Source organism: Pantoea sp. GbtcB22 (genome assembly GCF_019091025.1).
GTDB classification, from domain to species: Bacteria; Pseudomonadota; Gammaproteobacteria; order Enterobacterales; family Enterobacteriaceae; genus Pantoea; species Pantoea leporis.
In genome coordinates this window covers 1-240 of record NZ_JAGXKB010000727.1, presented here as the reverse complement: position 1 = coordinate 240, position 240 = coordinate 1, and the positions used below count along the sequence as shown (strand labels likewise).

At 63.3% G+C, this 240-nt stretch carries 1 pseudogene; it reads left to right on the top strand.

What is annotated here, in order from left to right:
• Positions 1 to 240, top strand: a pseudogene (locus KVT28_RS26500) (D-cysteine desulfhydrase family protein); the annotation flags it as partial.

The following is a 240-nucleotide window of genomic DNA, read 5'->3' as shown; positions in this document are numbered from 1 at the left end:
ATTGCCGGCATGGCGCAGGATTGTGCCGATCTGCTGCAATGGCCGCAGCAGTGGCAGCCGGAGGAAATCTGGATTGAGGATGGTTATGTCGGTCAGGCGTACGGCGTGCCATCGGGCGGCGGCATCGCTGCCATCTATCAACTCGCCCAACTGGAAGGCGTGCTGCTGGGTCCGGTCTACACCGGTAAAGCGATGCACGGCCTGTTCTCGCTGGGCGGACAGGGGCGCATTCCGCAGGGA